This window comes from Paenibacillus sp. H1-7, assembly GCF_022354825.1.
Taxonomy (GTDB): Bacteria; Bacillota; Bacilli; order Paenibacillales; family NBRC-103111; genus Paenibacillus_S.
In genome coordinates this window covers 5,110,041-5,134,167 of record NZ_CP031168.1, presented here as the reverse complement: position 1 = coordinate 5,134,167, position 24,127 = coordinate 5,110,041, and the positions used below count along the sequence as shown (strand labels likewise).

Annotated in this window: 23 protein-coding genes; 18 read left to right on the top strand and 5 right to left on the bottom strand. The window is 48.5% G+C overall.

All coding sequences use genetic code 11. The features are described 5' to 3' along the window. The first annotated feature begins 46 nt into the window (after positions 1 to 46). The 7 genes from DVH26_RS22655 to DVH26_RS22625 all read left to right on the top strand — a co-directional run bounded on the left by DVH26_RS22655 (position 47) and on the right by DVH26_RS22625 (position 9,025). Complete coding sequence (locus DVH26_RS22655) at positions 47 to 826, top strand: AraC family transcriptional regulator (protein ID WP_239625683.1); 780 nt, start codon at positions 47 to 49, stop codon at positions 824 to 826. Between the two features lie 27 nt (positions 827 to 853). Then, positions 854 to 1,678 carry a hypothetical protein gene (locus tag DVH26_RS22650; RefSeq protein WP_239625681.1) on the top strand — a complete coding sequence of 275 codons (825 nt, stop codon included), beginning with the start codon at positions 854 to 856 and terminating at the stop codon, positions 1,676 to 1,678. After that, positions 1,675 to 3,552, top strand: coding sequence for an FAD-dependent oxidoreductase (locus DVH26_RS22645; protein WP_239625679.1), 1,878 nt, complete (start codon positions 1,675 to 1,677; stop codon positions 3,550 to 3,552). Before DVH26_RS22650 ends, DVH26_RS22645 begins: the two co-directional genes overlap by 4 nt. Positions 3,553 to 3,786: 234 nt before the next feature. Then, complete coding sequence (locus tag DVH26_RS22640; RefSeq protein WP_239625677.1) at positions 3,787 to 4,941, top strand: type III polyketide synthase; 1,155 nt, start codon at positions 3,787 to 3,789, stop codon at positions 4,939 to 4,941. Continuing rightward, on the top strand, positions 4,934 to 5,665 hold the full coding sequence (locus DVH26_RS22635) for a methyltransferase domain-containing protein (RefSeq protein ID WP_239635459.1): 732 nt from the start codon (positions 4,934 to 4,936) through the stop codon (positions 5,663 to 5,665). The genes DVH26_RS22640 and DVH26_RS22635 overlap by 8 nt, the downstream gene beginning before the upstream one ends. Before the next feature lie 5 nt (positions 5,666 to 5,670). After that, positions 5,671 to 6,822, top strand: a complete 1,152-nt coding sequence (locus DVH26_RS22630) for an NAD(P)/FAD-dependent oxidoreductase (RefSeq protein ID WP_239625675.1) — start codon at positions 5,671 to 5,673, stop codon at positions 6,820 to 6,822. Positions 6,823 to 6,874: 52 nt separating this feature from the next. Continuing rightward, positions 6,875 to 9,025 carry an MMPL family transporter gene (locus tag DVH26_RS22625; protein ID WP_239625672.1) on the top strand — a complete coding sequence of 717 codons (2,151 nt, stop codon included), beginning with the start codon at positions 6,875 to 6,877 and terminating at the stop codon, positions 9,023 to 9,025. Here the strand turns inward: DVH26_RS22625 and DVH26_RS22620 are convergent. Next, positions 8,940 to 10,091 carry a sulfatase/phosphatase domain-containing protein gene (locus DVH26_RS22620; protein WP_345774076.1) on the bottom strand — a complete coding sequence of 384 codons (1,152 nt, stop codon included), beginning with the start codon at positions 10,089 to 10,091 and terminating at the stop codon, positions 8,940 to 8,942. The two genes, DVH26_RS22625 and DVH26_RS22620, sit on opposite strands and share 86 nt — an antisense overlap. Next, positions 10,055 to 11,248 (bottom strand): sulfatase-like hydrolase/transferase, encoded by a 1,194-nt coding sequence (locus DVH26_RS22615; RefSeq protein ID WP_345774075.1) that lies wholly within the window; start codon positions 11,246 to 11,248, stop codon positions 10,055 to 10,057. The genes DVH26_RS22620 and DVH26_RS22615 overlap by 37 nt, the downstream gene beginning before the upstream one ends. Before the next feature lie 249 nt (positions 11,249 to 11,497). On the opposite strand from DVH26_RS22615, the gene DVH26_RS22610 reads away from it, so the two are divergent. From DVH26_RS22610 to DVH26_RS22590, 6 genes are all read left to right on the top strand, one after another. Then, entirely contained in the window at positions 11,498 to 11,893 is a 396-nt protein-coding gene (locus DVH26_RS22610) for a VOC family protein (RefSeq protein ID WP_239625668.1), read from the top strand. Positions 11,894 to 11,959: 66 nt separating this feature from the next. Beyond that, positions 11,960 to 12,076 carry a DUF3221 domain-containing protein gene (locus DVH26_RS37375; protein ID WP_379455121.1) on the top strand — a complete coding sequence of 39 codons (117 nt, stop codon included), beginning with the start codon at positions 11,960 to 11,962 and terminating at the stop codon, positions 12,074 to 12,076. Between the two features lie 123 nt (positions 12,077 to 12,199). Beyond that, a complete protein-coding gene (locus DVH26_RS22605) occupies positions 12,200 to 12,667 on the top strand; it encodes an RrF2 family transcriptional regulator (RefSeq protein WP_239625666.1) in 468 nt (155 codons plus the stop codon). Positions 12,668 to 12,875: 208 nt separating this feature from the next. After that, entirely contained in the window at positions 12,876 to 13,535 is a 660-nt protein-coding gene (locus DVH26_RS22600) for a nitroreductase family protein (protein WP_239625664.1), read from the top strand. 172 nt (positions 13,536 to 13,707) lie between these two features. Then, complete coding sequence (locus tag DVH26_RS22595; protein ID WP_239625662.1) at positions 13,708 to 13,899, top strand: hypothetical protein; 192 nt, start codon at positions 13,708 to 13,710, stop codon at positions 13,897 to 13,899. 306 nt (positions 13,900 to 14,205) lie between these two features. Next, positions 14,206 to 15,159, top strand: a complete 954-nt coding sequence (locus DVH26_RS22590) for a carbohydrate kinase family protein (RefSeq protein ID WP_239625660.1) — start codon at positions 14,206 to 14,208, stop codon at positions 15,157 to 15,159. Positions 15,160 to 15,229: 70 nt separating this feature from the next. Here the strand turns inward: DVH26_RS22590 and DVH26_RS22585 are convergent, their stop codons facing one another. Further along, on the bottom strand, positions 15,230 to 15,928 hold the full coding sequence (locus tag DVH26_RS22585) for a class I SAM-dependent methyltransferase (RefSeq protein ID WP_239625658.1): 699 nt from the start codon (positions 15,926 to 15,928) through the stop codon (positions 15,230 to 15,232). A gap of 174 nt (positions 15,929 to 16,102) precedes the next feature. Here DVH26_RS22585 and DVH26_RS22580 point away from each other — a divergent pair, with 174 nt between their 5' ends. Together DVH26_RS22580 and DVH26_RS22575 are read left to right on the top strand one after the other, a co-directional pair. Next, positions 16,103 to 17,164 carry a glycosyltransferase family 61 protein gene (locus tag DVH26_RS22580; RefSeq protein ID WP_239625656.1) on the top strand — a complete coding sequence of 354 codons (1,062 nt, stop codon included), beginning with the start codon at positions 16,103 to 16,105 and terminating at the stop codon, positions 17,162 to 17,164. After that, on the top strand, positions 17,155 to 18,222 hold the full coding sequence (locus DVH26_RS22575) for an NAD-dependent epimerase/dehydratase family protein (RefSeq protein WP_239625654.1): 1,068 nt from the start codon (positions 17,155 to 17,157) through the stop codon (positions 18,220 to 18,222). Before DVH26_RS22580 ends, DVH26_RS22575 begins: the two co-directional genes overlap by 10 nt. Before the next feature lie 52 nt (positions 18,223 to 18,274). Here DVH26_RS22575 and DVH26_RS22570 read toward each other — a convergent pair whose 3' ends face one another. Together DVH26_RS22570 and DVH26_RS22565 are read right to left on the bottom strand one after the other, a co-directional pair. After that, positions 18,275 to 19,261 (bottom strand): glycosyltransferase family 2 protein, encoded by a 987-nt coding sequence (locus DVH26_RS22570; RefSeq protein WP_239625651.1) that lies wholly within the window; start codon positions 19,259 to 19,261, stop codon positions 18,275 to 18,277. 16 nt (positions 19,262 to 19,277) lie between these two features. Continuing rightward, positions 19,278 to 20,468, bottom strand: a complete 1,191-nt coding sequence (locus DVH26_RS22565; RefSeq protein ID WP_239625649.1) for a glycosyltransferase family 2 protein — start codon at positions 20,466 to 20,468, stop codon at positions 19,278 to 19,280. Between the two features lie 180 nt (positions 20,469 to 20,648). Between DVH26_RS22565 and galU the strand changes: the two genes are divergently transcribed. The 3 genes from galU to DVH26_RS22550 are packed head-to-tail and all read left to right on the top strand — an operon-like array spanning position 20,649 to position 23,889. Continuing rightward, the gene (gene galU, locus DVH26_RS22560) at positions 20,649 to 21,527 is read left to right on the top strand and encodes a UTP--glucose-1-phosphate uridylyltransferase GalU (protein WP_239635458.1); all 879 of its coding nucleotides are present in this window, start codon (positions 20,649 to 20,651) and stop codon (positions 21,525 to 21,527) included. A 14-nt stretch (positions 21,528 to 21,541) separates the two neighbouring features. Continuing rightward, on the top strand, positions 21,542 to 22,519 hold the full coding sequence (locus DVH26_RS22555) for an NAD-dependent epimerase/dehydratase family protein (protein ID WP_239625647.1): 978 nt from the start codon (positions 21,542 to 21,544) through the stop codon (positions 22,517 to 22,519). Beyond that, complete coding sequence (locus DVH26_RS22550; RefSeq protein ID WP_239625644.1) at positions 22,516 to 23,889, top strand: UDP-glucose dehydrogenase family protein; 1,374 nt, start codon at positions 22,516 to 22,518, stop codon at positions 23,887 to 23,889. The genes DVH26_RS22555 and DVH26_RS22550 overlap by 4 nt, the downstream gene beginning before the upstream one ends. Positions 23,890 to 24,127: the final 238 nt, after the last annotated feature.

The window sequence follows — 24,127 nt, the reverse complement described above, 5'->3', positions numbered from 1 at the left end:
CATCGAGAAAGAGTATCTTCACCAATTTTTCCCCAAAATTATGGACGTGGTGCACCGAACCGTCGACTTTTGGGAGGGAACCGACTATTGCGCGGTTCGGCCTTCAACGAATGTTTACAATCTGGCTTTTATCTACGAGGGTGAGGGTACGCTCAATCTGAATGGAGAGAGCTATGAGCTTGGGCCGGGATGCATCTTTCATGTCTCACCGGGAATGCGGATGGAGCTGAAGTGCTCCCGCGATAAGCCGCTTCATTATTTCGGCGTACATTTTCATCAGCTGCGTGTGCAATGGGAAGGAAGCGAGGTGCAGACTACGGTTACGGTGACACCGCTGCCGTTAGCAAGAATGCTCTACTTGCCCGGACATTCTGTCCATGGGCAGGCAGCGGAGTTATACGATGGTTGGCATTCGAAATCGCCGGGCTATGAGTGGCAGACGAAGCTGGGCCTGTTCCAGCTGCTGGATGAACTATGCTCCGCCGTAATCGAAGTGCGGACACGGGAGGAGAGCTCTTATCGCGCCATGGACAACAGCGTAAAGTACATTCGGCAGCATTATGCCGAGCCCATAAGCCGGGAGGTGTTAGCGGAGCATGTGTCCCTATCCGTCAGTCATTATTCCGCCCTGTTCAAAAAAGTAATAGGGATCAGCCCGCTGCAATTCGTCGAAAAGGTTCGAATCGATCATGCTAAGACCATGCTCACGGGATCATCCAAGCCGATCAGCGAGATCGCCAGAGAGATCGGATATAACGATCCGTTGTATTTTACCCGCGTATTTACGAAGGTGACCGGAATGGCTCCCCGTGAATACCGAGGATAATTAGTAGAGTAGAGGAGGAGAGAGATTATGCACGAGGTGGAGCGATTCCATGTCTTAATCGTCGGGAGCACGTTCGCGGGGCTTGGGTTAGCATCCAGCCTGAAGGAGAAGGCCCTCGTTGTGGAACGAACCGGGTCGGTCGGAGCAGAATTTATCGCTGCTTTCCGCAATGCTAAGGTGAATTTATCACAAGAGGTGTCGCCGATAACGAATACGCTGATGAGCGAAGCGGTGCATCGAAGCGTCATCGGCGGAGAGGGAGGCATTCACTGGCCGGCGTTTGCGCCGCTCTTATATCGAGTGATATCCAGCGAAAAGCTTCCGGTGCGCTTCTTGACCCGCGTAATTGAAACGGCTGCGCTGCCGGACGGAGGCTACGAGGTCACTTTGATGGGAGCCGCAGGACTATCCAAGGTGCAGGTGGACACCATCATAGATACTACGAGCTTTTGTGAGACAGCCCCGGATTCGGCAGGACGACAGCTGCAGGGCAAACGGCTCAATGCCATGATTCATCGTCCGGAGAGCACGCAAAATCCACCTTCCATAACGGAAGGCTTCACGATCTATCAAGGGCGCTTTGCATCGGAGTGGGTCGTCAGCTGTCCGCTGGAGCTTGATGACGATTGGCATGCAGCAAGGGAGAGGCTGCTGTCGTTCTGGGAAGCACGGCCGGAATCGTTGAAGCCGTGGAAGCTGGCTACTATTGCCGACGCGTTCGATGTATCTTTACCTGCGAAGACATCCGTACTGTCACCGGGCTGGCTATGGCATCCTTCGGCTGCGTATGCGGATCCTATTGCCGCATTTGAAGCGGGAGTTCAATTTCAAATGGAGGTACCGGCGATATGAACCTTTCCGAGCGTTGGAACGGCAGACTTGTACAAACATCGTGCAAGCCCGATTTTAAAGATATGTATGATGTTATCATTGTGGGGTTAGGTACAGCAGGCGCCATTGCAGCCATCCGGGCGGCGAAGCTGGGATTGAAGGTGCTCGGCTTGGAACAAATGCACGGGATGGGAGGAGCCGGAACATTGGGCGGCGTGACCGGCTATTACTTTGGAACGCGCGGAGGAATCTACGAAGAGGTAGATACTCGGACGGCGGAGCTGGAGGCTGCTTCCTTTCTCAAAGCGGGAGGCGTCAATGCCAATGCCAAGAGCATCGTTCTGGAGCGGGAAACCGCATCAGCCGGTGCCGCCTTTCAGTATGAGGCTATCGTCCTTGGCGTGTACATGGAAGGACGCGCCGTCAAGGGGCTGCGGTGGATAGGGCCCCATGGCATCCAAAGCGCAGGCAGCCGCGTCATTATCGATGCGTCGAGTGAGGCCGAGGTTTGCGCTTTGGCAGGCTGCGAGGTGCGCAGGGGGCGTTCATCAGACGGTCAAGTGCAGCCGTTTTCCAATGTCGTGCAGCTCCTGAAAGATCACCGTATCCACCATTATTACACGGATTCGGGATATGTCGACGCCGCAGACCCGGAAGCCTTGTCCAAGTCGATTGTACAATCCGCTCTTCTAGAAACACACTTGAAAGCGGAGTACCGGGATGATGAGGGACGGCTGTTGAAAATTATGCCGCAGCTCGGGCTGAGAGAAGGAAGGCTTATCGTTGGCGAGGAGACGGTCACCTTCGGAGACTTTATCGAAGAAAGGTATACTTCGGAGCCGCTCTTTTACGCATACTCGAATTTGGATAATCACAGCAAGGACGTTGCCTTCGAGAGCGAAGCGCAGCAGGATTGGTCCGTCGTCTCCAGTCTGTGGGGGCTCAACTTCACGGTTCCCATTCCGATTGGCACCCACATACCGCATGGTACCGAAGGCTTGCTAGCTGCCGGCAGAAGCATCTCGCTTGATCATGATCTCGCCAGCTGCATCCGCATGAAACGGGATATGCAGAAGAGCGGAGAAGCCGCTGCCGATATGGCGTATCTAAGTATAACTAAGAACTGCTCGCTAACAACCATTCCCTATGCGGAGCTGCGGTCCTTATTGGAAGAAACCGGTTGTCTGGAGCAGGGGAGGAGCGTGGAGTTTATAGACAGCTCCACTAAGGTGAATCAAGATTACGCTGTCCGCAAGTGGCTGACAGACCCTGCCGAGATCCGGGAGGCTCTTGCCGGAACCAAGCCGGGTATTGCCATTTGGTCGGCGAAGCGTCTCGGAGCTCAGCTGGTGCCCCAGCTGCAATCCTGGCTGTCGAGCGACAAGGAGGAACACCTGCCGAAGCACAGTGCGATGGCCCTCGGATTAATCGGCGATGCTGCAGCGATCCCAATGCTTAGACGCATCGTTCAGGAAAGGGACATGTTTGTTCCGCATACGAGCCGCAAATACAACCAAGTGCGCGGCTATGCAGCAATTTACCTGCTAGGCAAGCTCAGGGATAAGGGCATCGTGCAGGAGCTGCTGAAGATTATCCGTGACCCGGGGGAGCTGCCGCAACTAAATCCGGAGGAACGAAACTGGGAGTTTATATCCGATCCGGAGGAGCTGTATTTTCAGTTTTTTTCGTTCTCCGTTATGGCTTTGCTGCGAATAGCGGACGTGCATACGGAGCTGCGAGAGAGCATTGGTGCTGCGATCCAAGAGCGTCTCCATGACCCTGAGCTTCAATTAAAAGTATCATTCAAGGGCTCCAGGGTTATCAAGTACTCGATGCTTGAACGAATTGAAGAGATCGTAGATAAACACCTTCAAAGCTGGGGATCGCCCGCGTGAAGTGGTAGGAAGGCAAGAGAAGCATTGCAGACGGCCGCGTCTGGATGCTTCTTTTCGTTTATCCAGGAGAGCAGGCAAGGGGTTCTTCTCTCTTTATAGGAATCTATCTTGCTCCATTCGTCATATGAATAACAACTTGCGAATAAGAATGATAGCAGCAGGAGACATGTCCAAACTTACCGAGGATGTAACAATGAAGCTGAAACAATTTGCAGGAGAGGATGGTATCAGGGTATGGAGCATGGAGATTCCAGCATCGCAATCTTAGGAATAGGTACAGCCGTGCCGGCTTATCGGCTTGAACAGGCAGAGACATCTGCAAGGTTAATGGAGGCTTTGAAGGACAACGCGGATTCCGCGCGCTGGGCGAGGAGAATTTTCAAGCAGTGCGGTGTGGAGACCCGGTATACCTGCGAGCCGAACCTGCTGGAGCCGGCTTCGAGCTGCCGTTACTTTCCGAGTTTATCCATAGAATCTATACCTTCTACCGCCGAGCGAATGCAAACATATAAAAGGGAGTCCGTACCGCTTGGCTTAGAGGCGGCAAGAAAAGCGCTGGCAGACGCCGAGGTTAACGTTTCAGAAATTACTCACCTGCTGACGGTCAGCTGCACAGGCCAATTTCTTCCGGGTATGGATGCGGCTTTGGTCAAGCAGCTGGGGTTGTCCGATACGGTGAATCGGATCCCGCTGCAATTTCTAGGCTGCGCTGCAGGGCTTAAGGCGGTTTGTCTCTCGAAGCAAATCGCCGCAGGGCAACCGGGCGCTAAAGTGCTTGTTGTATGTGTCGAGCTGTGTACGCTCCACATTCAACCTTCGACGGAGCGGGAAGCTCTATTTGCCGCTTCTTTTTTCGGTGATGGTGCATCTTCTTGTGTTATTGGAGCCGCTGATCGTGAGCATAAAGGGATATTTCAGCTGGGCAAGGAGCATTCGGCCCTTCTGCCTGACTCGGCCAACGAGATGGTATGGGAGCTGGGGGATTACGGCTTTGACCTATTCCTTTCCCCGAGTATTCCGAAGCAAATAGCCGGCTTGATTCCTGCAGAGGCAAGGCGGTTATTGGAAGGAGAGCCTGACCCGCAGCTATGGGCGATCCACCCCGGCGGACGCGGCATTGTCGATGCTTTGCAGGACGTGTTCGGGCTTACGGACGAGCAGACCGAGCCCAGCTATTCCGTACTGCGCCATTACGGCAATGTATCCTCCGCGACCATTTTGTTCGTTCTTGACGAAATGAGAAGGGGTCTGGAAACCCGCGGTTCGGGAGCTGCAGACGGCATAGCGATGGCATTCGGTCCGGGCCTTACGGTCGAGATGATCCGGATTGTATATGTCCCGGCCGTTAATCGCCAAGAGGAGCTGCTTGCGGGTAAACGAAGTGTTTAGCCGGCTGCGTCAGCGGGCCGAGGAGCCTGAACTGATGGACGACTTCTCACAAGGGGGAGAGGAGCTCCGCGAAGCGCTGCAGCATCTGCGCAGGCTGAATCGGATCTTTGCGGCATCATCGCCCACACTGTATGGTGTGAATCGATTATGGCAAGCAGCGGACAAGCCGGACCGTTTGTCCATTCTGGACATCGGCTCGGGCTCCGGAGATGTGAACCGGCGGCTTCTCCGGTGGGCTGATGTGAATGGAATTAAACTCAGGATCACCTTGGTTGACGTAACGGAAGAAGCTTGTGAGGAAGCGAGAAGATTCTTCCATAAGGAACCGCGGGTACAAGTCTTGAAGCGCGATTTGTTCGAATTGCCGGAAGGAGCTGCTGATATCGTTGCTGGGACGCAATTTGTCCATCATTTTGAAGATCAGGAGCTGCCCCGCGTTGTAGAGCACATGCTCAAGACGTCCCGACTGGGCGTCGTAATCAATGATATTCATCGGCACTGGATTGCATGGACTGCAGTGTGGCTTACAGCACGATTGGTGTCGAGCAACCGATACATCGTTCACGACGGTCCTTTATCCGTGGCTAAAGGGTTTCGTTCGGCCGACTGGATTCGTCTCGGAAGTGAGCTCGGCATCCCCGAGCTGTTCTATCGCTGGAGGCCGTTGTTCCGTTATGCCGTCGTCCTAAGCAAGCAAGGGGCTCATTCCAATAGATGGAGTTGAATGCGATGCATCGCCAATATGATGTCGCGGTGCTTGGGGCGGGAATAGCCGGAAGCGCCGTGGCCAAAGCTTTAGCGGATCGGGGATGGGAGACGGTGCTGATCGATCAGCGCCAGTTTCCCCGGCATAAAGTATGCGGAGAATTTCTGTCTCCGGAATCGCAAGGTATACTGCGCGCTCTTGGGCTGCATGAAGCGGTACAATCGCTTCAACCGAGCCGGATTAACCGGACAAGGCTAATCCTGAACGGCGGTGATGCGCTGGAAATGGCTATGCCAGGAATCGCCTTGGGAATAAGCAGACACTCCATGGACTCGATGCTTCATAAGGAGGCGGTTAAAGCGGGGGTAGAGCTGCAGACGGCAACGACGGTGACTTCCGTTCTCCCGCGAGACAAGGGGTATACGATCGAAACGAAACAGAATACGGAGCCTCGTACCGTAATGGCACGAGCCGTTATTGCCGCATGGGGAGCCGGCCGCCGTTCGGGTCTGCCCGGCCCGAGTCCGAATTCGACGGCAAAGAAGTACATTGGCATAAAATCTCATTTTAGCGGTGTGGAAGCGGAGCCTGTTGTAGATCTTTATTTTTTTTCGGGTGGTTATATCGGCGTCTGTCCTGTTGAGCACGGGATCGTAAATATTGCTGCGCTGGTGGAGCACGATGCATTTCAAGGACATGCTGCAACGATAACAGGGCTGATCGAGGCCGCCGCCCGGAGGAATCCCGTGCTCTGCCAAAGGCTGTCCCAAGCTGTGCCGATTTCCGGAACTCAAGCGGCTGTTGCTCCGGTCCATCTAACCCGCAAGCCTCTTGCGTGGGATATCATTCCCAGAGTGGGTGACGCGATGCTTATGCTTCCGCCGCTCTGTGGAGACGGGATGTCGATGGCACTGCGATCGGCCCAGTTATGCTCCTCATTTACAGATAGCTATTTGCACGGGAATCTGTCGCTCAGCCAATGGGAGCACGAATACTCTCAATCCATTCGCCGAGAATTCCTGGGTCCACTGCGTTGGGGTCAGCTAATACAATCACTGGTCAATAAGCCCATACTCTCCACGGCTGCGCTGCGCCTAGCCAGGATGACGCCGCGAGTTGCTGATCGATTGCTTCGTGCAACCAGACTAAAGGAAATCGACTTTCTAGAGCTCTAGAGCATCCGCCTATGTATTTACCTTCGCAATCCTTACAAAGAGGAGCATATCCATGGGATACCGCAAGCTCGCCTTCCTCTGCCTTCAATATCCGAAAACCATCATTATCATTTGGACCGTGTTTTTGGTCTTATTCGGGGCATACGCCCCCAAGCTTCCATCGGTATTAAAAAATCACGGTTTGCTGGCTGACGAATCCTATGCCAAAGTGCAGCAAATCGTATCCTCCGAATTTCATATCCCCGATGATCCTATCATTCTCATCTTTGAGAAAAAGGAAACCGTAACTCCCGATCAATTCCGGCGCTTCATCGAAAAGGCTCTGCTTAATGTGAAAGGAACGGACGATCTGACCGACATCATATCGCCATTAGAGCGGCCGGGAATGCTTAGTGAAAATCATGCTTACGCGCTTCTGGCGTTGCAGAAGACCTCCTATGATTTGAAGCCGGTGATAGACGATATTCATCGACGATTGCCTAAAGATGCAGGGATTTCCGTAAAAATTACGGGGAAGCCGGTAGTCCAATCCGATGTCAATCAAGCGAGCCGCAATGACCTCGGAAAGGCGGAACGGATCGGACTCCCAGCTGCGTTCATCATCTTGTGGATCGCCTTCGGCGGAGTCGCTTCCGCCATGCTTCCCGTTATTATCGGAGTGGTCAGCGTTACCGGTACTATGGGATTGATGTATTGGATAGGGAAGGAGCTGGAGCTGTCTAATTTCGTCCTGAATGTCATTCCGATGGTCGGTTTGGCGCTTAGCATCGATTTTGCATTACTGCTGGTCAGCCGGTTTCGTGAAGAGCTGTCACGGCATCCCCTGGAGCAAGCTCTGATAACAACCATGCAAACGGCCGGAAGATCTGTTGTGTTCTCTGCCGCCGCCGTGCTTCTTGCATTGGCGGGGACGCTGCACATTCCGCTGCCGATCTTTACTTCCGTCGCTCTCGGCGCTATGGTTGTATTGCTTATTTCGATTTGTTTAACCTTGACGCTGCTCCCGGCTCTTCTTGCGTTGGTATGGCCGGTTATTCAGGCGGAAACCATGCCGCTGTCATCTATCAGCAGATCGAACATTTGGTACACCTGGTCGCAGTATGTGATGCAAAGACCCGTTCGAATGGGGCTATTGGCGTTAATGATATTGACCGGCTGCTTCCTGCCTCTGAGCAGGATGGAAGTAACCATTCCGGACGCTCAATCGCTGCCGAAGCATTACGAATCCCGTGTGGCTGCTCAGTCGTATCAAACCCGCTTCGTAGACCCTTCGACTTCCCAAGTGTTGGTTGTTGCAACGGGAGCTTTCAACAGCTCAAGCAATGAGGACTGGCTGAAGGCATTTGCGCTGGTCCAAAGAATAGAAAAGGAACCTGAGGTTAAGCAGGTGAAATCCGTTTTCTCTGCACTGAAGCTGCCGCCGGGCCAGCTCCATTTCCTGTTTCAGCAGCATTATGGCAGGGGGAAATACGCTCCGGTACTCCCGGCTTTTGTTACAGCAAACCGCATGCTTCTTGAAGTAACCATTGAAGGGGAGCCGTCATCGAAGCAGGCGATGGATTGGGTCAGGAAATGGGAGCGGGAGGGGATGTCTGCAGGTATGCCGTTCCTCCTGGGAGGAGAAGCCAAATATCAACAGGAAGTGTATGATGCGATCTTCAACAATATAAAAGACGTTGTCCTTTTTATCGTTGTCTCCAATTATATCGTTTTGTTCGCCGCATTCCGCTCCGTCCTCATTCCGATAAAAACCATCTGTATGAATCTATTGAGCCTCGGCGCCTCGTTCGGTATTTTGACATGGATGTATAACGAAGGGGCTCTGGGAATGGAACAGAGCAGCATTGCGATCATGATTCCCGTATTTTTATTCGGGCTGGTATTCGGTATCAGTATGGATTACGGCGTATTCCTTGTTTCCCGTATCTTCGAGGTGTATCAGCAGACACGGGACAATAACAGGGCGGTCCTCATTGGGTTAGCCTCCACAAGCAGATTGATCACTTCGGCGGCCGCGATAATGATCGCAGTTACGCTACCGTTTGCGTTCGGCGAGGTGATAGGCGTGAAACAATTGGGGATAGGCATTGCAGCGGCTATTTTCATCGATGCGACCATTATAAGATTGATTCTGATTCCTGCTCTGATGAAATGGCTTGGAAGCTGGAACTGGTGGGCGCCCGGCTGGTTAAAGAAAGGATGAGTACTGATCTTCTACCCTTGGAACATACGCGTCTTTCCATTGATGCTGATATAGATGGAGTCTCGTTGATGCATGATGGATAGGGGTGCTCGCAAATATCAACCACTGCTTTCTCAATGAGGCCGCTGAACGGAAATTCGGGAGTGGGGCACCTTGGACTGACCGGAGTTAATCGATCCCGTCCGACATCCAACCCTTCGACGGAAAGAACAAACGGTAAGGTCCGCGGCATATCTACCGTCCCAACGTCTTGACCGTTAATGAAGAGCTTGCCGACGCCTTGAAGGATTCCTCTTCGTTTAAAAATAAACTGAATCGTGGAGTACCCAAGGGGAACTCCTGCAGAGGATTGAGTTTTATAGACTGTGCCGGCATCATTGTATTCATAGAATAATGTATTATTTTTAATATAGAGTGTATATCCGCTGGAACGATTGCCATGGGCAATTAATACTCCTTCTGCTGAAACATCGGATCGAAAGATAGGGATGGTAATCGAGTAAGATGACCTGTTGATGTAGGGAGCGGCGGTTGTCGGCAAATGGGCCATTCCGGGATAGTAGACGAACGTGGTTCTCCCTTCCTGGAGGCCGGCGTACCCGTGTGACAGCGGGAGATCACTCAGAGGAAGAACACCGTACTTTATGGCTTCCTCCCACCATAAAGCTTCGAGCATTCTTAATTTTTCCGGATACCGGTATGCAAGATTAAACTTTTGAGAAAAATCTTCATTAACATAGTACAGCTCCCACTGATCTTTATCGTAAGGCACGCCGGTTTCATGATTAGTAACTGCAACCCAGCCGTCATGCCAAATTGCCCTGTTGCCGAGCATTTCAAAATATTGTGTATTCCGATGGGAAGCTGCGTTGGGATCTGTCAATGTATCTTTCATGCTTACGCCTTGCATCGGCATCTGAGGGACACCATCTACTTTCGCGGGAGCTTGAATATTTAGAAGGTCCAGTATAGTAGGAGTAATGTCGATGGCGTGATAAAATTGCGAACGAACCGCGCCGCCGTCTGAAATCAAACAAGGACAATGAATGATAAGAGGGACGTGGATGCCTCCATAATAGGTGTCTTGCTTATAAAATTTGAAGGGCGTATTTGCAGCTTGCGCCCATCCTTTGGGATAATTAGGGCTTGTTTGAGGTCCGCTATTTCGTCAATGTGAAGCAGCATCTCATTCACGTTCTCCGTAATTCGATTTAGATAGGCAGCGTCATTAATGGAGCCATTCCAGTCTCCCTCCTGACTGGCCCCGTTATCCGAAAGCAAGACGATAATCGTATGATCGAGAATGCTTTTAGTTTTTAGATAAGCAAGCAGTCTTCCGATTTGGCGATCGGTATGAGTAAGAAACCCGGCATACGTTTGCTGGAATCGTGTAAATAATACCTTTTCCTCCTGAGTCAGCACGTCCCATGGCTTGATGCCCGGATTGCGATCCACAAGTTGAGTGTTCGGAGGGATGATGTCCATATCCATTTGCCGCTTGAATCTTTCAGCTCTAATGTGATCCCAGCCTGTATCGTATACGCCTGCGTAAGCTTCAATATATTCGCTCGGTACCTGATGAGGCTCATGGGTGGCTCCGAAAGCCAAATAAAGAAAAAAGGATCGGTCAGGTGTAACGGAAAGATGGTCTGTCAAAAATTCGATGCTCTTGTCAACCAAATCCTCTGATAAATGGTAATTCGGAAAGTCCGGCTTGCGAACACGATGGTTATCGTAAACCAAATCAGGTGCATATTGATCCGTCATGGCTTGTAAAAAGCCGTAATACCGGTCAAAGCCTTTTGCAAGCGGCCAATTATGAAAAGGTCCGGCTGATGAGGCTTCATGACCCGGGACCAGGTGCCATTTTCCGGCCATATAGGTAGCCATCCCATTGAGCTGCAAAATTTCTGCCACTGTGGCTGCTGAATCGGTAATGCGTCCTCCTTTGTTAGGGTACTCCGGCCCCCAGTCTATATCGCTTACCATCCCAACTCCTACCGAGTGACAGTTACGGCCTGTAAGCAGACAAGCGCGGGTGGGAGAACATAGAGGGGTTACGGTAAAATTATTGTAACGCAGGCCATTCTCGGCTAAGGAGTCCATGTTAGGAGTCTGTATCTCTGAACCGTAGCATCCCAAAGAAGAGAAACCAACATCATCCAGAACAATATAGATGACATTTAGATCTGTATCTTCTCTCTCATGGTACTGATGCTTCATTCTCAATCACCCGCTTCCCGCTTTGAGCATCTAGAGAAATGAATAGGATCAACAATAAGTAATTTATGAAGGAGCGGCTTAAAAAAGAGCAAGTGGTTGCGGCGGAATCTCACTTGTTGAATTGTAAACAATAGGAAAGCCTTTTTTAAAAAACAATGAATTTGTACAAGATATAATAATAAATAAAGGAGAATCGAGTCTGCAAATAGAAACATTGCAATTGAAATAAGTCATCATTAGGAGGTAATTATGGGAAGAGTCGTTCATTTCGAAATCCATGTAAGTGACATGGAGCTTGCGAAGAAGTTTTATGGCGAGGTATTTGGATGGGTATTTGAAGATTGGAGCAGCTATGCCGGAATGCCTTATTTCGGGGCTGTCACTGGCGATGCGAATGAAATGGGAATCAACGGTGCATTGATGCAGCGGCACGGAGCCGCCCCAGAACCAGGCCAGGCAATGAATGGCTTTGCTTGTACAATGGGAGTGGCGGATTACGACGCAACGGAAGCAAAAATTTTGAATAACGGAGGCAAACTCGCATTGCCTAAATACGCTCTGCCCGGAATGGCTTGGCAGGGATATTATATGGATCCGGAAGGAAACTTGTTTGGAATCCACCAACCGGATAAGAACGCGAAATAATTTCGTATCTCTAAGAGCCGCATCACATCTAAATGCGGTTTTTTCTCATGACATGCAGGAAGGGTGATGGATGCGGTATGTTATAAAGTAGGCCAAAAAGTACGCTATTGGGTTGATGGCGGGATCGCGGAATCTTTTCCTGCTCAGGCTAGTGCCAAAAAGATAGAGATCATTGAAGACTAAAACCGGCGGAAGCAAAAGCAATAATAGTTTGGCGCACATATAAATACAATTGCGGGATATGCGAGATTTCGGTACAATTATTCATAACTGCAAATAGTATGCGATATGAAGGGGGACCTTAAGGTGAAGCAAGAATATTGTACGTCGACGCAGCACCCGAAATGGTTCGGCCTCGCTGTTCAGGCACTTATCATTATGTCGCGGGAGAACGTAGACTCAGCTTGTCCGAGCATTGAGCTTGCCAAATACCTTCAGTCAGAGGCTTCTTTGCTGCGCCGTATCCTTGCTGTTCTAGCCAAGGAAGGGTTTATCGGAACACGGGAAGGCCGTACCGGCGGATATCACTTGAAGAAACCTGCGGAGTCCATTCGTTTGGTCGACATATATGATGTTTTCCGTACTGACAGCAATGTATGCATCGGGATTACCGAAACAGCGGGGACGCATCCTTTTGGTGTGGGTATGAAATCTGTACTCGGGGAAATTACTAAAGAGATGGACAACAGCATGCGCGGGGTACTAAGCCAGTATACGATTGCGGATATCGCCAATCAATTGGAAACAAAGATTTGTAATGAGTTTAGGCAATAAGTCTGTTGACAATGGTTTGATCAGCGGATATACTGTGCTATAGAATCAACAGTTTAGCTCAAGCATCCATATTTTTTTTGAGACATACTGTGCGAATTTCAGCACAGTTATAACTGCCGCAGAAGCATCCTTCTTAACTAAAGTGCATTGTGCGATTGTAACTGTGCTAAATCATAAACAGTATTTATACCCTAAGGAGGAATAAAATATGTCAACTTCAACTCAAACTGGGGCAATCTCCCCACTCTTCACCGATGTTATTCGCGAGCGGCGCTCTGTACGTCATTATGACAAATCGTTCCGTCTGTCTCATGAGGAAATTAAGGAGCTGCTGAAGGAAGCGGCACTGGCCCCATCCTCCTCGAACGTTCAGCCGTGGCGTTTTCTCGTTATCGAGACGGAAGAACTGAAAGCGAAGCTGCAGCCGATTGCATTCAACCAGTCTCAGGTTACGGAAGCCGCAGCGGTGATCGCTGTGTTGGGCGATACGGAAGGCTATAATAAAGCCGATGAAATTTACGGTGAAGCAGCAAAACGCGGCTACATGCCGGAAGAAACGGCAAAATCGTTCGCTGAGAGAACGGCTAGCATGTATGGCTCGCTCCCGAAAGACATTTTGCACAAAATCATCCACACCGATGGCGGTATTGTTTCCCAGCAGCTGATGCTGGTTGCACGCGCTCATGGCTACGATACAGTCCCGATGGGCGGCTATGACGCAGCCAAGCTGAAGGAAGCTTTCAACATCAGCGATCGTTATATTCCGATCATGCTGATTGCACTCGGCAAAGCCGCACAACCGGGCCATCCGACGACTCGGCTGCCAATTGAAGACATTACATTCTTTAACGAAATGCCTGCTAACTAATGAAAGAAAGACCTTCGAACCGATGCATTATTGTGCAGCGGCTCTCGAAGGTCTTTTTTTGTATAAGCCCTGGTTGCTTGCTTTTTTTTCATTTGCCTCACGATGAACGTAATACAGATTTTTACATACGATATTACGATCTGTATTTTAATTTGAAATACAAGGAGGCAGCGTGATAAATATCATGAAAAAAGTACATTTGAATAACTTGAACAAAGAAGATGATCATTTTAACGAGCTCGCATTCTTAGACGAAACGGATAGTGGTGAAAAAAAGGCGGAGAAAGTAGTAAGCAAAGAGGTAAAGGCTTCCTCCACAGCAAAGGTCCGAAAAGATGCCAAGAATCGTTTCAAAAAAAGATAATGAATGATCAATAACGTGCTGACCAGAGTTTCGGAATGCTGCCTGACGCTTCTTCTGTGTCAATGAGACAAAAACCGTGCAACCCCTTGCCCCAGCTGTTTGGCAGAACGGCCGGTGGCTGAAGGGGTGTATTTGTCATTTGCCTCGATTCCTCCAAAGCGAACTTTAGTATTTGGCTTTGTTTACGGCATGAAATCAGTAAATGGATACGTTTTCTTTTTTTTATCAGATGGGCATATACGTTTGTTAAGGAACTATGTATAATAGAGCTATTATTTTACATTATGGATAAGGGGTTTACATAGAATGACAAATTTCGTTTCTGTGGTCGGCACTGTTTTCGTCGATTGCAAAGGTTTTGCTAATGAGCAATATATCGCTCTAGGACGCAACCTCGGCAGTATTCAGTTCGTGCATGGCGGGGTTGGCCGTAACGTTGTCGAGAATTTGGCTAATCTGGGATTGTCGACGGCACTCGTGTCCACAGTGGACGACTCGGCGCTTGGCGAGGAGATTAAGAAACGCCTTACGCAAGCAGGGGTTTCGCTTGAGTATTTGCCTGCAGCACCCGCTCAAGGAATGGGGATGTGGCTTGCATTATTGAATGAACATGGGGAATTGGTAGGCTCGATCTCCCAAATGCCTAACTTGGCGACGATGCAGCATATGGTCATGCAGCGCGGAGAAGAAATCGTCAATGCTTCCTCCCATCTTGTGCTGGAAATCGACCTCAATGAGCAAATATCCCGGCATATGATAGAAGTAGCAAGCCGATATAACAAGCCTGTATACGGCATTCCCGGCAATCTCGAGGTGATTCTGCAAAACCTTGATTTGCTGACCAAGCTCGATTGTTTTATTTGCAATAATATTGAAGCAGAAAAGCTGGTTCACAGCGATTTCAGCGACTTGGCGCTTGGGGAGAAACTGGCGTCGCTTCAGACCTATGTGGAGGAGCAGGGGCTGCAATCGATGGTTATCACACTTGGAGCCGATGGCTCGATCTACTATGATCGTCGTACCAAGGAACTGGGATATCAGCCCGTATTCCCGGTAGACGTTGTCGATACGAGCGGCGCGGGCGATGCGTTTTTCTCCGGGACCGTTATGGGCCTTGTTCGCGGCTTGAAGCTGGCGGAGGCCGTGATTTACGGCACGAAGGTGGCTGGCTGGACCATTGAGTCGAAGGAAAACAACTGCCAGGAGCTGGAAGCGAAAATGCAGCAGGACGATGTCTTTCAGAGGCTGCTCGTGAAATAAATAACGCTTATCCGTATTACAGAAGAAACCACTTGGCTGCTTGAAGCAGACCAAATGGTTTCTTTTTTCTTTATTTTCTTTGTAACACGATGACCCCATTCCAAAAAGTCGGATGTCCGTTATATGCCGTAGATGCATCAAATAATATTTCGTAATCGTGTACGCTATTGGCAATAAAATCGAGAGTAGCTTGACGGGGGTTCTCCCAATTCGTATCGTCAACCAAAATAATACAATCTTTGGTGAAAAAAGGTTCGGCCAGCTGGAGCCCTTTTAACTGATTGTCGTAGTCGTGAGGGCCGTCGAAGATATAAAACCCAATAGGTTCGTTATGCTTATGAGTAAAGTAATCCGCATAATCCATGTCATAGAATAAGTGATGCTCATTCTTGTGATGAGAAAAAGCCTCTTCAAATGCCTCCCGCGGACCTCCAAATTCCGAGAAATTATCCACTCCGATACACTTTTTATACGGATTGTTTTGCATCCCGGCAATAAAAGTAAAGCCATTCCAAACTCCTACGTTAACGAAAGCATGATGCTCATCCATCTGCGAGACAGCTTTGTTTATTATGGCTCCCAAAGCAAGAGTGGACATTCTCGGCAGAGTGCAAATCCAATATAAGCTTTCTTTCATTTGCTGATCATTCTCAGGCAATAAGGTGTTAGCGAGCTCAAAGTCAAGCATGTTATATATGTGAAAATGGGGAACCACGCTAGGCTGAACTAAGGAGAATGATATTCCATTCATATACTGCTTAAGCTCCATTACTTTATTCCTCCTCCAATTTGCTGGGACAATTTATCTTTATGACACCTATCACTTATTGGTGAACCTATTTTAGTCTCGAATGCATGGCGGTATGCCATAGCCGTGTCTTTGATAGGTTGTGTCCATATAATGAAGCAAATGCCATTGACCGTCAAAGGAGTTGCAACAAATATGATGGATTCAAGCAAAAGGATACCTCCTTCAAGTTACTACGAATCTACCTTGGAGTGGATCAACCATACGCAGAACGAAAACAGGCTGCACACCCTATATCCGGAAATTCCAATCCCCTCCGTGATGAAGGAGGAAGAGTGGCAGCTGCTTGTCGATAAACCAAGATTCAGTAACAAGGCTTTTGTTGCCGACATTCCGGACGGACGAGTACTTGGAGACCGTGCCGTTATTTCACCAGATAATGTGCTGCTATGGGACGTCTCGGTAGAATGGGCGAAATTAGCTCCGGAACATTCCATATTTCAGGATACTATGCTTCCACCCGTTATCGAAACCGATAAAACCGTGGCTATGCTCAATCATCCGGCATCCAAAAATTACTATCACTGGCTGATGGAATCCATCGCACGCATTCATCTGCTGCAAATGACCGGGATTGCAATCGATAAATACATCATTAACCACCAGTCTTTTCCATTTCAGCTAAAAACTCTTGCTGCATGCGGGATTCCGATGGAAAAAATCGTTCGGCCGAACGACCGATTCCATCTCTCAGCACGGAGATTAATCGTGCCGTCTTATGTTAATTTGCCGAATGCATGGTCTTGTCAATATGTCAGAAGTACATTTCTGCCTTATATGGCCAGCGATACTATGGGGCTGACATTTGAGAGGATTTATATCCGGCGGAAGCATTATAGAAAAATAGTCAATGAAGATGCCATCTTCGGTTTGTTATCGCAATGCGGCTTTATCAGCATCGAGCTGGAGGCTTTGCCATTGGAGCAGCAAATTAGATTGTTTTATAATGCCAAAATCATTGTGGCCGCACATGGCGCCGGGCTTGCCAATCTTGTGTTCTGTCAGCCGGAAACGCACGTCATTGAACTATTCCCGCCGAGCTTTATGGAGCCGCATTATTGGATGCTTAGCAGACTTATGGGATTGGATTACCACATGATTGTCGGAACTAGAGAAAATCCGAACAATTTTTGGTCGGGATTCGACAATCTTTCAATTGATCCGAGACGTTTACTGGAGGTATTGTCATGTCTGTAGTTGTGATAACAGGTTCCGCGGGACTGATCGGCTCCGAAGCTGCCGAATTTTATGCCGGTTTGGGCTACCGTGTCATTGGTATTGACAACAATATGCGTCAAGATTTTTTTGGCGCGGAGGGGACGACGAAGTGGAACCGCACTCGGCTGGAGAACAGCTTAGGAGCGAAATATGTCCATTATGACGCGGATATCAGGGACACCGGGGCACTTGCGGGCATTTTTCAATCGTACGGGGAAGATATTGAGCTCATCATTCATACCGCCGCACAGCCGTCGCATGACTGGGCTGCCAGAGAGCCGTTCACAGATTTCCATATTAATGCTAGCGGGACACTGAATCTGCTTGAAATGATGCGGAGTTACTGTCCGGAAGCCGTGTTTATTTTTACCTCGACCAACAAAGTATATGGCGACCGTCCGAACGAGCTCCCCTACTTGGAACAAGATAGCCGCTGGGAGCTTGATTCCGAGCATCCGTACTATATGGGAATACCTGAAACACTAAGCGTCGACCAGTGCTTACACTCCTTGTTCGGTGCCTCCAAGCTGTCGGCGGACATTATGGTGCAGGAGTACGGCCGGTACTTTCAGTTGAAAACCGTCAGTTTCCGCGGAGGCGTATTGAGCGGCTCCAAACAATCTGGAGTGCAGCTTCACGGATTCCTCAATTATCTGGTCAAGTGTGCGATGATGAATAGCCCCTACACCGTATTCGGATACAAGGGGAAGCAGGTGCGGGACATCATTCATGCGAGTGATGTTGTCGCCGCCTTTCATGCCTTCTTCCAAAATCCAAGACGGGGAGGAGAGGTTTACAACCTTGGCGGCGGCCGCGATTCGAACCTCTCCATTCTGGAAGCCATCGATTGGGTACACCACATTACCGGAAAAAAATTAAACTATTCCTATAGCAATCAATCGAGGACGGGTGACCATATTTGGTATATTACCGATACAAGCAAGTTTCGAAGTCATTACCCGGATTGGAGCATTCGAATTCCGGCTCCCCAAATCATGGAGCAAATCTATCTTGAAAACAAAGACCGCTGGAAATGACGAGCCGCAAAAAATCCCGGACCATGTTCTCCTGGTTCGGGATTGTATGAGTTCAATACTTATAATTCCAAATTTTGAACAGTTTCTTTCTCCAGCTGGCGTCTCTTCGCACGAGATCGTCGTATACCTTGTTTATAAACGGATTGTTTAACAGCACTGCCGCTTTGAGCTTGCCTTTTCTGTTCCGTATTATTAGTTTTCTTACGTCTTTTATCGTATTAATACGTATATAGTATTTTTTTGCAAAATTCTGACCTACATGCCGTTTAAAGAATAAACATCCCTTTGTTGATCCGACTATGGTTAGGACAGGCTTTCTTTTCCTTCTGCGGATCCGATTTTTGTATACATGTTGAGAGGATATGGCCATTAATTCGGCGATGGTTTTGCTTCTATCTTGTTTCCCGAGGGAATCCTCGCGAAGCCGGTAATGATACAAGACCTTTGGAATTTTCTCAATAGGGGAAATTTGAAATAGTCGTAACCACAGATCGTAATCGTAAGAAATTTTATATTTTGGATTATACCGGCCGACAGCGTAGAATGCTTTCTTCGAAAAGACGACCGTACCATGGCACAAATAGCAGCTGAATAAACGGGTGTTTATTATTTGCCCGTGATCCAGTATCAGATTGTAATAATGTACTTCCTCGTTGTGGACAACAATCTCATTTCCGATTCGACCCGCAATCAATGAGCTTACGCCTATACGGCCAGGGTGTGTCTGCAGATAAAGGGCCTGTTCCTCCAGCCGGTTCGGTTCACTGATATCGTCCGCGTCATGGATCGCTATCCAATCACCCTTAGCATGCTCGATGCCTAAGTTAAGACAAGATGCAGCGCCATGGTTCTTATCCTGATGAATGATCTTTACCTTCGGATCATCGATGGCCTCAAGGATTTCCCAAGTTCGATCCGTAGAACCGTCGTCCACGATAATAAGCTCAAAGTGCGGGTACGTCTGGTTCAATACGCTGCGGACTGCTTCCTCTACATACTTCTCGCCGTTGTACACGGCCATTACTACCGAGATAAGCATCGTTAATCCTCCTTGATCATTTGCTTAGCAGCCATTCCAAATGCGCGAGCAAATTCAGATACTCTCCCGATGCTTTCCACTGACTCAGCTCTGCCAGAAAGGCATCCCGCCACTGCGGATCCCGCATGGTCTCGGAACCGTTCAGGAGATTCGTTACGGGCATATCGTTAACCAGTAAGGTTAGAATCGTGTCAAACAATAGGAGAAACGACTGGATAAGATGTGGGTATTGCTGCTCATATTGACGAGCCAATGCTTTATAGTCAACGACCAGATCATTGACTTCAAGCAGATTTTTGCCGATCCAGCACAAGGCCTGCACGCCGACTTCAAAATCGGGATGAAGCGTAAAGAAATATTGGTAATTGATCAGGCCGTCTTTATTTTGAGCACCGAAACTGCGCGGATGCTCCTGGTGGTATACGCTCACCTTCGGGTTGTCGACGATTCTCACGCCATGCTTATACAGGCGATAACCAAACTCCCAATCCTCACATCCCCAGCCTTTAAACCCTTCATCAAAAGGACCGATTTTGTCCAAGGTGCTTCGACGGAGGGAAATATTATGAGTGATTACAAAAATATAAGCCAAATGATAGCCTTCATAATTGGTGCCATGCCGTTCAATGATTTCTCGAAAGAAGGGGGCTGGGTAAGCATACTTTTTATATTTGAGTTGAGCTATGTTTCTTTTGGTAAACAGTCTTTTTTTCGGATATTTCCTGAAAATTCTCCGGATTCGCAATCTTCTGTAGCGCGGGTTTTTTTGACGATTCAATTGCCTGAGCAGCTTAACTTGCTCGATATTAAATTTTCTATCCAATACCGTAAATGCATTGTAGTGTCTTAGGCAGCCTGTTACGACCAGGTTAGGGTCGGCTTGATGAAGTTTATAATGCTGCTCTACATAAGCAGGGTCCAGAATCATCTCTGCATCCATAATGATAAGGATTTTCCCTCGAGCTGCATCAACACCTATATTCTTAGCCTTGGATCTCCCGACATTTTGCTCACAGCGAATGTAGCGAAAATGAAAGGGAGGACGGTAATGCTTCAATTTAGGCGTTCTGTCGGTAGAGGCGTCGTCTACCATTATTACTTCCATTTTCTTCTTATTAAAGGTTTGATTTTCCAGTGCATATAAGGAATACAAATTTTGCGGATATTTATTGTAAGTAATCATAATGACGCTTACTTCAATAGTCATCGGAAGTCATCGTCCCTTCACAGTGTTATTTCTAGTTTTATGCGGAGTCCATATGATATGGCACGGCCATTTGCACCAATCCCTACTAGACTATCATCATGCGTACATTGGCTGATGTCGTAACTACACTTACCTACATACGATGGTAGTAGCCGAGCATCACGAAGGGAGGGAGTTTCAATTAAAACGATTCGCAAAGCTGTTATACCTGCTGCCGGTCTTGGAACCCGATTTCTTCCCGTTACTAAGGCCATACCGAAAGAAATGCTTCCTATCGTCGATAAGCCGACCATTCAATATATCGTCGAAGAAGCAGTGCAATCCGGAATTCATGACATTTACATTGTCATCGGTGACAATAAACGATCGATACAGCATCATTTCGATAAAAACATTGAGTTTGAAATCTATTTGAAAGAGCGTAACAAACAGGATCTAGTAAGCTTAATTGAGAATGTCAGCTCTTTGGCCACCATTCATTATATTGTGCAGGAGCAGGCACTCGGATTAGGCCATGCTATTTGGTGCGCTCGCGATGCAATAGGAGATGAGCCTTTTGCCGTTTTATTAGGGGACATGGTTATCGATAGTCAGGTGCCGTGCTTGCAGCAGTTAATCGAGATATATAACGAGAAGCAGTCATCGGTTATCGCAGTCCAAAGAGTCAAATGGTCGGAGACAAGCAAATACGGAATAGTCCGGGGTAAGCAGGTAAACAAACAGTTGACGCTGGTGTCCGGTTTGATTGAAAAACCAATAGCTGCTCCCCCTTCCAATATAGCCATTATCGGAAGGTATATTTTGGATCCGAAAATATTTGATTTCTTAGAGGAAATGAGGCTTGGAGTAGGCGGAGAGATTCAACTAACCGATGCGCTTCAGGGCCTCATAGGGGAACAGCCCATTTGGGCTTACCAATACGAAGGGAAATTGTATGATGTGGGCGATAAGCTAGGTTTTCTTCAAGCTAACGTCGAGCTGGCTTTAAAGCATGACCATTTGAAAGAAAATTTCAAGCTATTTTTGCATAAATCCATAGAAAGCACCGAGAAAGATTGACGGGAGTGAATCCATTGAAAAAAATCATTGTGACGGGCGCCGCAGGATTTCTCGGTTCGTGTCTGACCAAAAGGCTGCTGGCCGAGGGAAACCAGGTTGTCGGAATCGATAATATGCTATCGGGCAGAGAAAGCAACATTGCGGAAATACGAAACAAGGCAAACTTTACTTTTATCCGGATGGATGTAGTTTCTCAAGAGGTTTTAACCTTGCAGCCGTTAAAAGGAGCAGAAGAAATTTATCATCTAGCCTCACCTGCATCTCCGAAATTTTATCAAGCCGCCGCTCTCGATACGATTGCCGTTAACACCATAGGAACGAAAAATATGCTTGAGCTTGCAAAGGCCAACGGAGCAAAGATGCTGTATACCAGTACGAGTGAAGCGTATGGGGATCCTGAAATACATCCGCAACAAGAAACGTATCGGGGCAATGTCAATACATGGGGGCCGAGAGCTTGCTACGATGAAGCCAAGCGTCTTGGTGAAGTATACTGCTACGAGTATTATCATCAATTCGGAGCCGGTGTCAAAGTGGCGCGAATATTCAATACCTACTCGGCAAACCTTCGCAACGACGATGGGCGAGTCATTTCGAATTTTGTTAACCAGGCCCTACGCGGACAAGATATTACGGTATATGGGGACGGAAGCCAGACAAGGTCCTTTTGCTATGTGGATGACACTTTAGATGGGCTCATGCTTATGATGGGAAAGGATTCGGCTACGGGAGAAATCATTAACGTTGGAAATCCCGATGAGTATTCCGTATTGCACGTTGCGGAGCTTGTTAAGAAGCTGGCCGGATCAAACAGCCGCATTACGTTCCACAGTCTCCCGAAGGATGATCCCAAGGTTCGCCGTCCGGTTATTGATAAAGCGATAAGACTCCTCGGCTGGAAGCCGCAAATTACACTAGAGGAAGGGCTAATACGAACCATTGATATATACCGTTCACAGCTGAGCGGATCGGACGGAGGGGAACGGGCGTGAATGTAATATGCATAGGCTCGGGATATGTCGGAAGCGTAACGGCAGCCGCATTCTCAGCAGCAGGGAATCATACAACCGTTATCGATGTTGACCGGCACAAGGTAGATTGTATTAACGGAGGGCGGAGCCCCATCTACGAACCGGGTCTGGATTTGCTGATACAGGATAAAGCAGGTACCTTGCTTAAGGCAACCGATACGTATCATGATGTTCATACTGCGGATGTTGTGTTTATTTGTGTTGGTACACCCTCCCTCGCCGACGGCACGGCAGACTTGAGCTATGTGAAGGCTGCAGCCCGCTCCATAGGAGAGCATCTGAACGCGGAACGATTTACGGTTATCGTCAACAAGTCCACCGTTCCGGTTGGTACTTCCGCTCTCGTAGCAAGGATCATTGAAGAGACATCGGGGTTGAAAGCGGAGGAACAGTTTGCCGTTATAAGTAATCCTGAATTTTTGAGGGAAGGCTTCGCGATTGAAGATCTGTTTTATCCTGATCGCATTGTTATCGGCACAACCAACCTTAGAGCAAGAGAGACCATGAAGGTGCTATATAGACCGTTCGTTGAAAAGCTGTATCATGATGAAGAAATGATGCGCCGCCTGCCGATCTCAGCAAACAAAAATGAGCATAAAACCGTTTATTTTGAAACCGATGCAAAAAGCGCGGAATTAATCAAGTATGCCTCCAACGCGTTCTTGGCGGTAAAAATTAGCTATATCAACGAAATCGCAAGATTATCGGAAGCTCTCGGCTCGAATGTAACCGATATTGCCAGAGGCATGGGGCTCGACTCGCGGATCGGGGAAAAATTCTTGCAGGTATCCAGCGGCTGGAGTGGAAGCTGCTTCCCTAAAGATACGGGTGAATTATTGGCGACCAGCCAAAAGTACGGAAAGGAGCTTACCATCGTTAAAGCAGCCGTCGAATCGAACCAGCAAATGAACCAATTTTGTATAAACAAGATACAGAACAAGTTAAAAAGCTTAAATGGAAGCACAATCGGGATTTTGGGGCTTACCTTCAAGCCGGATACGGACGACGCGCGTCAAACACAAGCAATGACGATCATCAAGAACCTGCTGCAATTCGGAGTAAGGGTGCGAGTCCACGATCCTAAGGGAATGTACATGTTTCAGCGTCTGCATAGTGAATTGCCAATTGACTATTGTAATGATGCGGAAGACACGGCTGACCGGGCCAATGCACTCGTATTGTTGACGCATTGGAAGGAGTATCGTCAGTTGGATTGGAACCGGATCTACCACACGATGAAATCGCCGTATATATTGGATACCCGCAATTTTTTACCGGCCACGGCTTTGCGTGAAATGGGTTTTGACTACGAAGGTATCGGGATAGGCTAAAGGGATTTTAAATGACTGAGGGCTGGAAGGACCAACAGGCCCTCTTCCTAAGACTGCGCGAAATTATTGTAGTCGTCGGTATGTACTGGAGCCGGGATTTGAGTCAACCCGACGGTTGGACCCGCGATTTTTTTACGAGACAGTCGAATGCGGATCGAAAATGATATTTCGCTGATTGATGATTTTTTGTACTTCTAGCCTGTAGGCCATGAACTCTCAAACTAGAGAGCTTCATGGC